Annotated in this window: 11 protein-coding genes; 10 read left to right on the top strand and 1 reads right to left on the bottom strand. The window is 41.1% G+C overall.

The features are described 5' to 3' along the window. The coding region (locus C900_RS12025) for an RHS repeat domain-containing protein (protein WP_221408130.1) at window positions 1-1,611 on the top strand (1,611 nt) is incomplete at its 5' end. A gap of 39 nt (window positions 1,612-1,650) precedes the next feature. Beyond that, a complete protein-coding gene (locus tag C900_RS12020) occupies window positions 1,651-2,079 on the top strand; it encodes a hypothetical protein (RefSeq protein WP_009580159.1) in 429 nt (142 codons plus the stop codon). Between the two features lie 35 nt (window positions 2,080-2,114). Here the strand turns inward: C900_RS12020 and C900_RS12015 are convergent, their stop codons facing one another. Next, window positions 2,115-2,504: a helix-turn-helix domain-containing protein gene (locus C900_RS12015; RefSeq protein ID WP_083867484.1), complete on the bottom strand. Its 390-nt coding sequence runs from the start codon at window positions 2,502-2,504 to the stop codon at window positions 2,115-2,117. Window positions 2,505-2,601: 97 nt separating this feature from the next. Here C900_RS12015 and C900_RS12010 point away from each other — a divergent pair, with 97 nt between their 5' ends. From C900_RS12010 to C900_RS11975, 8 genes are all read left to right on the top strand, one after another. Further along, window positions 2,602-4,170: a hypothetical protein gene (locus C900_RS12010; RefSeq protein WP_009580157.1), complete on the top strand. Its 1,569-nt coding sequence runs from the start codon at window positions 2,602-2,604 to the stop codon at window positions 4,168-4,170. An 84-nt stretch (window positions 4,171-4,254) separates the two neighbouring features. Beyond that, window positions 4,255-5,211 (top strand): tyrosine-type recombinase/integrase, encoded by a 957-nt coding sequence (locus C900_RS28385; protein WP_009580156.1) that lies wholly within the window; start codon window positions 4,255-4,257, stop codon window positions 5,209-5,211. Beyond that, the gene (locus C900_RS12000; protein ID WP_009580155.1) at window positions 5,204-6,121 is read left to right on the top strand and encodes a tyrosine-type recombinase/integrase; all 918 of its coding nucleotides are present in this window, start codon (window positions 5,204-5,206) and stop codon (window positions 6,119-6,121) included. The genes C900_RS28385 and C900_RS12000 overlap by 8 nt, the downstream gene beginning before the upstream one ends. 207 nt (window positions 6,122-6,328) lie before the next feature. Next, window positions 6,329-6,565 (top strand): hypothetical protein, encoded by a 237-nt coding sequence (locus C900_RS11995; protein ID WP_009580154.1) that lies wholly within the window; start codon window positions 6,329-6,331, stop codon window positions 6,563-6,565. Window positions 6,566-6,624: 59 nt separating this feature from the next. Then, on the top strand, window positions 6,625-6,888 hold the full coding sequence (locus C900_RS11990) for an addiction module protein (RefSeq protein ID WP_157494003.1): 264 nt from the start codon (window positions 6,625-6,627) through the stop codon (window positions 6,886-6,888). Next, window positions 6,888-7,178 carry a type II toxin-antitoxin system RelE/ParE family toxin gene (locus C900_RS11985; protein ID WP_009580152.1) on the top strand — a complete coding sequence of 97 codons (291 nt, stop codon included), beginning with the start codon at window positions 6,888-6,890 and terminating at the stop codon, window positions 7,176-7,178. Before C900_RS11990 ends, C900_RS11985 begins: the two co-directional genes overlap by 1 nt. A gap of 719 nt (window positions 7,179-7,897) precedes the next feature. Beyond that, the gene (locus C900_RS29895; RefSeq protein ID WP_009580151.1) at window positions 7,898-8,110 is read left to right on the top strand and encodes a hypothetical protein; all 213 of its coding nucleotides are present in this window, start codon (window positions 7,898-7,900) and stop codon (window positions 8,108-8,110) included. A 335-nt stretch (window positions 8,111-8,445) separates the two neighbouring features. Continuing rightward, the gene (locus C900_RS11975; RefSeq protein ID WP_009580150.1) at window positions 8,446-9,189 is read left to right on the top strand and encodes a hypothetical protein; all 744 of its coding nucleotides are present in this window, start codon (window positions 8,446-8,448) and stop codon (window positions 9,187-9,189) included. Window positions 9,190-9,350: the final 161 nt, after the last annotated feature.

The following is a 9,350-nucleotide window of genomic DNA, read 5'->3' as shown; positions in this document are numbered from 1 at the left end:
TATTACTTACGTGATCACCTCGGAAATAACAGGGTTGTCTTCACTACAAAACCTAAGAAATGGGACTTTACGGCTACTATGGAGCTGGGGAATTCATCAGAGGAAGAAGGTCTTTTTAGCAACCTGCCAGAAACAAGAGAGACTTTTGTTGGAGCTGCCCAATCTCCTGATAAAGTAGCGAAGCTTACCAGTGCTCAACCTGTCGGGCCAGCAATCAGCCTTTCGGTAAGTCCTGGTGATACTATAAAAATGGAAGGTTATGCCTACTTTGAAGGAGGGAACGGCTACAGTAGTACCACAACTTTAGCCAGTTTTGTGGGAGCTGTTGCAGGCGCCTTTGGCGGAGTGAATGGCGGCAATGAAGTACAGCAAACCATTTACAATTCTTTTGATAATGCTTATGGTGTTTTAGGGCTTAACGGCAGTGGTGATGACAATGTACCTGCCGCCTATCTGAACTATATATTCTTTGATAAGAATATGATATATAAAAGATCAGGCTTTAAGCAGATCAGTAGTGCGGGCAACTTCAGCAAGGAACATGTGGTTTTTGATAATGATATTATCATCAGCGAACAGGGATTTATTTTCTGCTATGTAACAATGGAAAGTGCAACGGGAGCAGTTTACTGGGATGATTTTAAAGTTACACTTTCAGAACATCCGATTATCAGTTCACACACGCTGTATCCTTACGGGGCACCCATAGAGGCATTGAGTTATGAAAGGGTATCGGCTTTGAGTAACGATAAATTATATCAGGGCAAGGAGTTTATAAAAGATATGGAGTTGGAAACTTACGATTTTGGACTGCGAATGTACGATCCTTTAACAGTTAGAACGTGGCAGATAGATCCGGGAGCAGAAGCGTATTATAGAATGTCTCCATACTCATGGGCTGCAGGAAACCCTATTAGTTTAATTGATCCTACAGGTGCGTTTACAGAACTTTTTAATGAGAATGGCAAGAAGATTGGAGAAGATGAAAATGGAAATGATGGGAATGTTTCAATCATCACCAACAAGGATGACGCAAACAGGATAAAGAAGGATTATAAAAAGGGAGGTATTGCGTCTGCCGAAGATGTGGCTAGCGGTTTTCAAACCACAAAAGCAGTATTGAGTGAAGCTTTAAATGTCTTGGAAAGAACTGAAGCGAATGGAGGTATGAGCGAAGAATCTTCTCTGGTAATGAATGATGGAAAAGTGGTTAGAGGTGAAACAGGCGAAAAAGGAAAAGTTACAGAGCAAGGAGGGTTTAAGTTCTTAGAAGCTGGCACTTCAGTACCGCAATTACCTGAAGGGTCAACCGTGGCAGATGTAGCCGCGATGATACACTCTCACTTAACAGCGGTGGTAGAACAAGATGGACAAGCCTTTCAGCAGGATGCAACTAGACCAAGTGTAGGTTTAGGCGATCAGGTCACTTTTAATACTTATAGTAGCAATGTGATAGTTGGACGTTTAGGGCCTGTTAAAGTGATTCCCCAGTCCAATAGTACAGTGCCTAAAATACAGCCCGCTCCATTAGGTGCAGCATTTTACAAAGGAAGTAATATGAAAGCCGTGTTTACAATTAGAAAGGCAGCGATGCAGAACATAATCAAATAATAGAAGTTACTTATTGTGAAAAAACTTATTCCAATCCTAATGATAGTAGCTCTTTCAACTAGTGTATATGGTCAGGAAAAGAGCGAGCATGATATTAATATCATTATTTCTATTGATGATAAAATTCAAGTGGGAACTATAACCAACTCTCGAATAATCGTCTATAGTAACGATAATGAAAAAGAGGTTTTTGATGTGGATTATTCCCCCGGAAGCTTGTTATTATCTGATTCCATATTTGATAAGCTTACCTCAGACAATGTTGGTAAAATGTATTTAGCTTTTGATTATAGTGTGTTCCGTAAAGAAAAGCAGTCAACCAATAATTATCAATTAGAAATTGCGCCTGCTTTGTTTGATTATCGGTATGCTATTTTAAAGATATATAATCCAAGAAAGGGAAATAACTACAGTTACGTTGTTGATATTCCGGGACAGTCAATCGTAATGGATCGAGAAAAGAATTAGAAATTTAAAACCCCAATCAGAAACGGTTGGGGTTTTTACTTATAAGCCTGTTTGGTCTTGGAATCCCTTACAAAAGCATCAATCACAGAAATGATATTTTGCTGGTCAGCTTCGGAAAGCTTTTGTATCTCCTTGATGCGTTGCATCATTTTGTTGTCAATGGCTTCCTGCTGTTCTTCTTCGGAAACAAGATAATCGAGGCTTACCCCCAGGGTAAGTGCTATTTTTTTGGCATTTTCAACAGAAGGGACAATGTCCCCCCTTTCATACTTGGAAATAGCATCGCGTGAAACCCCAATGGCGTTGGCAATATCAATTTGAGATAGCTTTTTTTCTTTACGTAGCTTGGTTATTTTTTCACCCAAAGTCATAGAATAATCGGCTTTTAACGTCCAAAAAGGACAATACTCTGCAAATATAATCATTTATAGTTATTAAAATATATCTACACTATTGGAATAGTATATAGAATAATCTAATATTGCAGACAATACAATACAAAAAATATTATTGTCTGCAATTATGGGAGAAAGCAACAAATTTGACCCTACCAACCCTGATCATATCACTTATGAACACCCACCTTTGGAGATTACTGTCCTTGGCGGCATCCGGTTGGAAGGTTTGGACAGGATGCGGGCCACTCTGAAAATCAAATACGAACAACAAGCCATCCGGCACAACCTTGACCTGTACAACAACATACAGGTAGAAAAGCTTGTACGCAGAGTGGCCGAACGACTGGAAATAGGCACCAGTGTAGTCACGATAGCACTGGCAGAGCTGACCGAAGAACTGGAAGATTACCGCATGGCAGAGATCGAAAGGCAAAGCCAGTCACAGGACAAGTGCAAGTTCCTGACCCCTGATGAAACCAAAGAAGCACAGCTCTATTTATCCAGTCCAAACCTGATGCAAAGGACAAAAGAAGACATCGGGAAAGCCGGAGTGATCGGAGAAGAAAACAACAGGCTCTTAATGTACCTGATCTTTACCAGCAGAAAGCGGGAAAATCCATTGCACGTGATCAGTCTGGGGAGTTCAGGAATAGGAAAAACCCACCTGCAGGAAAAAGTAGGCGCGCTGATCCCCGAAGAAGATAAACTCGAAATCACCAGCCTGTCAGGCAATGCCTTTTACTACTTTGGACAGCAGGAATTAAGGAATAAACTGATACTGATTGAAGACCTTGACGGTGCGGAAGATGTACTTTATCCCTTGCGTGAGATCCAATCCAAAAAGCGCATCAGTAAAACCATAGTCGTTAAAAATACCAGAGGGGAAACTAAAACCATTACACTGAAAGTAGAAGGGCCGGTATGTGTAGCAGGCTGCACCACTAAAGAAAGCCTTTATGAAGACAATGCCAACCGTTCATTCCTGATCTACATTGATGAAAGCAAAGAGCAGGATCAAAAGATAATGGCTTATCAGAGAAAACTATCAGCAGGTAAAATAGATGTAACCGAAGAGCATGGCATTGCAGAACTCCTGAAAAACACCCAACGCATATTACAGCCCGTCCAGATCAGAAACCCTTTTGCAGAATCCCTTCACATCCCCGAAGAAGTGCTAAAACCCCGAAGGACAAACGCCCACTATCTGGCCTTTATCGAAGCCGTGACCTTTTACCACCAGTACCAAAGAGAGAAACAATACGATAAGGAAACAGGAGAAGAATACATAGAAACCACATTGGAAGATATCGAGGAAGCCAATGCCCTGATGAAAGAAATACTGCTCCGCAAATCAGATGACCTGAACGGAGCCACCCGCAGCTACTTCGAGCAACTGAAAATATGGCTGAAAGAAGAAGATAAAAACAGCTTCACCAACGTGTCAGCCCGACAGGCTTTAAGAGTGAATGCGAGCAATCAGAAACGGTACATGATCACCCTGCAGGAATGGGGCTTGGTGCGGAAAATAAAAGGAGACAGAAAGAACGGCTTTGCTTATGAAGTGGTCAGTTATGAAGATCAGAAGCTACGGACAAAAAAGATACAAAGCGTACTGGATGAGATAGTTATCAACCTGAAAGGTCAGCAAGATACAGAAAAGAAGACCAAGAAGCCCAAAAGAAGTTCAAAGTAGAAAATGAACCACATAATAGCTCCTTAGAGCCAATAAACCCACAAAAAAGAAGAAGTTCAGTTCAAAACGAAAACACATACCGGAATGAAAAAATTACCCCTGAAAACTGCCGCCTTCCGTTACCTCGAAAAAAGCTTTGGTGAGTGGCTGGACATTTTGGGCTATGCCCCAACCACGGTACGATCCTTTCCAACCTATATCCGTGAGTTCCTGCACTACATGGAAAATAACGGCTACACCCGAATTAACCAGATTGACATACCGCTGATCAAAGTTTACTACAGGCAACTGTCCCAAAGGAGCAACCAGAGACGCGGGGGCGGATTATCCAACAACTATCTGAATGCCCACCTGAATGCCATAGACTTATTGCTTGAATACCTTCGTAAACAAGCACGTATAGAGATACCACCGACCGGCATCTCTAAAGAAACCCCGAATCCGGAAGAAGTAATACCGCTTACTATGGAGCAGGTTAAAAAACTATATGAAGCAGCAGATATAGCAGCAGAAGCAAAGGATGAAGTTTACTCACGAGCAGACCGGTCGGCACTTGCCCTGCGTGATAAAGCCATGCTTGCGGTGTTTTATGACTGCGGTTTACGCAGAACAGAAGGCAAGCAACTAAACTTATCCGATATTCACTACGATAACCGCCTGCTGGAAGTACGGCAGGGAAAAGGAGGCAAGCCCCGCTTTGTGCCGCTGGGAAGAACTACCCTCAAACATTTGCAGGACTATCAATATGAAGCACGCCCACAGTTCATTAAAAGCGCTACAGAAGAAGCCTTTTTTTTGGGTGTCAGAGGCGGCAGGCTTACAGGATGTACGTTCAACAGCCGGTTAAAAACACTGCAAAAATACAGCGATAACGCAGCCTTGCGGCAAATGAACCTGCATTTACATATCCTGCGGCACAGTATTGCCACGCACTTGCTTTACAAAGGCATGAGCCTGGAAAAAGTAGCCCAGTTCCTTGGGCATTACTCACTTGAAAGCACACAGATATACACCCACTTAATGGAAAAAGTCTATGGATAATCAGCAATTATATACCGAATACCTGCAAAAGAGAGGTTGTTCAAAAAGCACGATCACCAGCTACAGCCGTTGTTGTGAACACTTTATAAGATGGGCAGAAAGTAAGCACATAGAAACCGAATATATCACCTACAGCGAGTTGCTGGACTATATAACTGTTCTGAAAAAAAAGAACCTGCTTACCCATAGCATACAAGGTAATGCGGTAGCAATCCGCCACTATTTTGAATCCTTGGTTCAGGCAGAAATTATTACCCAAAATCCAGCCGCATATCTGGATTTAAAAGGCTCAGGTACCCGTAAAATCTATCCAGTCCTTAGCAGGGAGCAGTTAGAAAACCTGTACACCAACTTTAACATTAGAGGATGCCGTAAAACCAAACACACTGCTTATGCATCCGCTATCCGTAATAAGATCGCTATTGGCTTTATGGTTTTCCAGGGACTGGATACTACTGCACTCGCAGGATTGGCGGTAAAAGATGTGGATGTACTTGCGGGAAAGATAAGCGTCAGGAACAGCCGTAGCCATGCCGCCCGTAATCTGGCTTTACAAGCAGTACAGATTATAGAACTGGACAGATATATCAATGAAACCAGAAAAGAACTTCAGTACCATTTTAATCAGGAAAACAGTGAAGCTTTACTGATCACAGGCTTTGCAAAATACAATGAATCATTAAGAAACCTTATGAGGCGCTTACGTAAACAAGAGCCACAGTTACAATCAGTAAGGCATATCCGAACCAGTGTGATCACCCATTGGCTCAAGCAATATAACTTAAGAGAAGTGCAATATATGGCTGGCCACAGGCGGGTTTTTAGTACTGAAGGATACCTGCGAAACGATATGGAAGGTTTACAAATGGATATTGACCGCTTCCATCCGATGAATGAACCAGAAGAATAAAAAATAAAGCCATGAACAGTAAAAACAGAAGCCCATAGGCAAAAAGCATTGAATTAGATAATTTTACTCCAAATCACAAGCAATCTATATCCCTAGATTAAAAAATAGCCTTCGTATGGTTAGCAGCCAGGAAACGACTGTAGATGCTTACTTGTGAGCATGGAGAAACCTAAGCGAAGGCTTCTTTTATCTCCAAAATACAAGTAAATGAAAAGATTAAACACAGAAGATCTTCACGAGCTCAAAGAGCATATAGAAAACAACTATGCAGGTGATTATGCCTCGTTAAGTTTAGAACTATCCAAAGCAGTTTACCTGCTCCATTACCTTGAAAAAGATGTGATAGGCCAATACGATATCCAGAATACCTGCTTTGCGTTGCAGCGGTTAAATGAGTGCTTCCATCATGCACATTACAAGAAATGGAAAGAGCAGTTTAATTAGAAAATCAGAAGAAAAGCCCCTGCAGAAGTGTGGGGGCTATAATGAAACTAAAAGTAAGAATGAAAATGTTATATTTACAATCACACGATAATCCAATAGCCATGAACACTGTAATCTTACGAAAAGAGCTTCAGGACTACATAAGCAAAGCAGACGAACGTTTTATCCAACTTGTTTATGGAATGATGCAAGCAGATAAATCCAGTGGCCTTTTGCTTAGTGAAGCAGAGCGTGAGGAATTGGATAAGAGAATAGCCCGCCATAAAAAAGGAGAATCCAAATCCTACAGTTGGGATGAAGTAAAAAAGCGCCTTCAGGGATAATGCAATACCATTTTGAGGTTAAAGAAGAAGCAGCTGATGAGATCAGTGATGCTTTTACATGGTATGAAGGTCAAAAAGAAGGTCTTGGTGTAGAGTTTGTAAACTTGCTTGAAGGGTATTTTAACAGGATAACAGAAAACCCATTGTTGTACCCGATTGGAAGTGGAGAAGAAAGGGTTGCTGTACTTAAACGTTTTCCTTACAAAGTTGTATATGGCATAGAAAAGGAAACGATAGTAGTTTATGCGGTCTTTCACACCAGTAGAAACCCCGAAGATTTAGAACGATAAAACCTTCCGCACATGGCCGCCCCAATGCGCACAAGGCCACCGCACTTTGCCGCTAATGGCGGCACTAAGGTAAAGCGGTGTGCCTGCGGTGCGTTAGCCAGGCTACAGTCCGGTAAATGCAAATCTTCACGCCTTAAACCGTTCCACAAGCAAAATGATACCGTGATTGTTGTCTGATGGGTTGCACTCCTGAAAAGGAGAGCGGCAGCGGTATCACCATATCATTTTGCTTGCTCCACTATTTAGCCGACACACAGGGCCGATTTGCATTTACCTCCCTTTGCTGTCTATCCGCTCCTCGTCACGGCTGTTCCTATTTTTATTTTTGATTGATTAATGAGCCTCCGGCAGGTAGGCAAAAAATAAAAACCCACAGCCCTTGTTTGTGCTCGCCTTTAGCCTCAGTCAGACACAGCCAAGCCGCTTCGCTCCCCCTTGGCTGGCTTCCTTCGGACTCGCAGGCGGCTCGCAGGGGGACAGTGCCAGTAGGTTTAGACAGCAGGACTTGAACGGTTGGTTCAGGGCAGTGAGCTTTAGCAGCGGCATGACCAGGAAGCACCAGAGGAAAGCAAGTAGTTGCCTCGCAGCATTTTTTTGAAGACTAAAAGCCTTCAAAGATCACGACAAATTATAAAATGTAGTCCAGGCTTTTACCCTTCAAAAAAACGGTTTTTTATCACGTCCTAATTTAAGTTTAGTTGCCTTTATACCTTGGAGATATGAAAAAAGTATTGATAAACCATTATGGCAAGATCATCGGTACCAGGTACTATGAAAGCTTACCGAAAACAATTATATGTCCACATTGTCACAATGAACGAAGATTGCAATTTACTCCCTTCAACAAAACTATGTTATGTAATGGTGACGAATCAGGTTTAAGGTATTATCATAAAAGCTGTCTTGCATTATTCGAGTTGATGGAAGAATAGCCGTTTTTGTAGATGATGTGAAAAATACCGCTAAAAGATCAGACACCAATTTTTTGCAGCATCTACAAAAATGATCCAAGCCACGGGAAAGCCCTGCCATGAAATAATAACGTGACTGGTGCGGTAAGAATGCAGGCTCTTGATCGGGTGCAGTGCGTACCGGAGGGCTGGACAGGGTTGCTTGCAGGGGCTATTTTATATAATATGCTTATATAACCCGCAGATAAAATCCTTCAGGCCGCTAAAAAACCGAGGAGTTTATATAAGAGCATGTTATGTACAATAGCTTGGGTTGTGGGGTTGGGGCAAGAAGGGAATTATATTAACTTAACCGGATGAAATTAATAACACGCATTAGGTTTTTAGTTCCAGCCTCAGTAGCCTTCTTAGCTTTGATTGTTTACTTTTTGCCTTTAGACGATAGTTATAGGATTAATCTTTTTACGGAGCTACTAGGTGTACTAGTGACTGTTGTTTTGGTTGATTATCTATATCGAATTGAAAGTGAAAAGGAAGAAAAGAAACTTGAAGCAAAAAGGGTATTAAAAGCCGATAATCTTCTTTCAATTTATATCAAAAGATATAAAGATGATCTTAATTATATGACAAGCGAAAGACCCTATCCTCCAAAGGATTTATCAAAAATCACAGTTAATGACCTCCAGTATATGTATGATAAGGCTTATTTATTAAATAGGCCATTTTTTGTTAAAAAGTATGTGATGTATTTTGATAGTCTCCGAAAATTGATAGAACAAATAAAGAGTGTTCTTCCAATCCTTGAATCAAAGTATCATACTGAACTAATTATATCGTTGCAAACATTTATATCGGTTAATGACACCTCGTATTTAGAAGATAGGGTTAAGGAAAGGGAAACAATGACGTACGGGAATAAAAATGCAGCCAGTGAGGATAAAGAATCACTTAAAACATATAGCTCTGAAGCAGAGAAAGGAAAATCACAAGGTACAACAAATGACCTGTATATAGAATTAGCAAGGTCTATTCGAGGTAATGTGGTACTGTTAAAGGTTTATGAATTATACATAGATCAGCTAAAAAACAGACCCAAATAATAAAAATTGGTATCTTTAAACTCCCTTCAAACGAGAAGGAGAGCTTTACTTGAAATGTTGAAAATGAGGACATAGGAGCCTAGCAAAAATCTGTTTTTGCTCGGGAAAAGACTGGAAAAAACTGAAAGTTCGCTGAAAAGTTGCGTATATGCGTACCAGTA

This window comes from Fulvivirga imtechensis AK7, assembly GCF_000331535.1.
In the GTDB taxonomy this organism is placed as follows: Bacteria; Bacteroidota; Bacteroidia; order Cytophagales; family Cyclobacteriaceae; genus Fulvivirga; species Fulvivirga imtechensis.
This window is presented reverse-complemented; position numbering and strand designations above follow the sequence as displayed.

Excerpts from the sequence above, each read along its gene's own strand:
- C900_RS12020 (WP_009580159.1), top strand. The coding sequence starts at position 1,651 with ATGATAGTAGCTCTTTCAACTAGTGTATATGGTCAGGAAAAGAGCGAG.
- C900_RS12015 (WP_083867484.1), bottom strand. The coding sequence starts at position 2,504 with ATGATTATATTTGCAGAGTATTGTCCTTTTTGGACGTTAAAAGCCGAT.
- C900_RS12010 (WP_009580157.1), top strand. The coding sequence starts at position 2,602 with ATGGGAGAAAGCAACAAATTTGACCCTACCAACCCTGATCATATCACT.
- C900_RS28385 (WP_009580156.1), top strand. The coding sequence starts at position 4,255 with ATGAAAAAATTACCCCTGAAAACTGCCGCCTTCCGTTACCTCGAAAAA.
- C900_RS12000 (WP_009580155.1), top strand. The coding sequence starts at position 5,204 with ATGGATAATCAGCAATTATATACCGAATACCTGCAAAAGAGAGGTTGT.
- C900_RS11995 (WP_009580154.1), top strand. The coding sequence starts at position 6,329 with ATGAAAAGATTAAACACAGAAGATCTTCACGAGCTCAAAGAGCATATA.
- C900_RS11990 (WP_157494003.1), top strand. The coding sequence starts at position 6,625 with ATGAAAATGTTATATTTACAATCACACGATAATCCAATAGCCATGAAC.
- C900_RS11985 (WP_009580152.1), top strand. The coding sequence starts at position 6,888 with ATGCAATACCATTTTGAGGTTAAAGAAGAAGCAGCTGATGAGATCAGT.
- C900_RS29895 (WP_009580151.1), top strand. The coding sequence starts at position 7,898 with ATGAAAAAAGTATTGATAAACCATTATGGCAAGATCATCGGTACCAGG.
- C900_RS11975 (WP_009580150.1), top strand. The coding sequence starts at position 8,446 with ATGAAATTAATAACACGCATTAGGTTTTTAGTTCCAGCCTCAGTAGCC.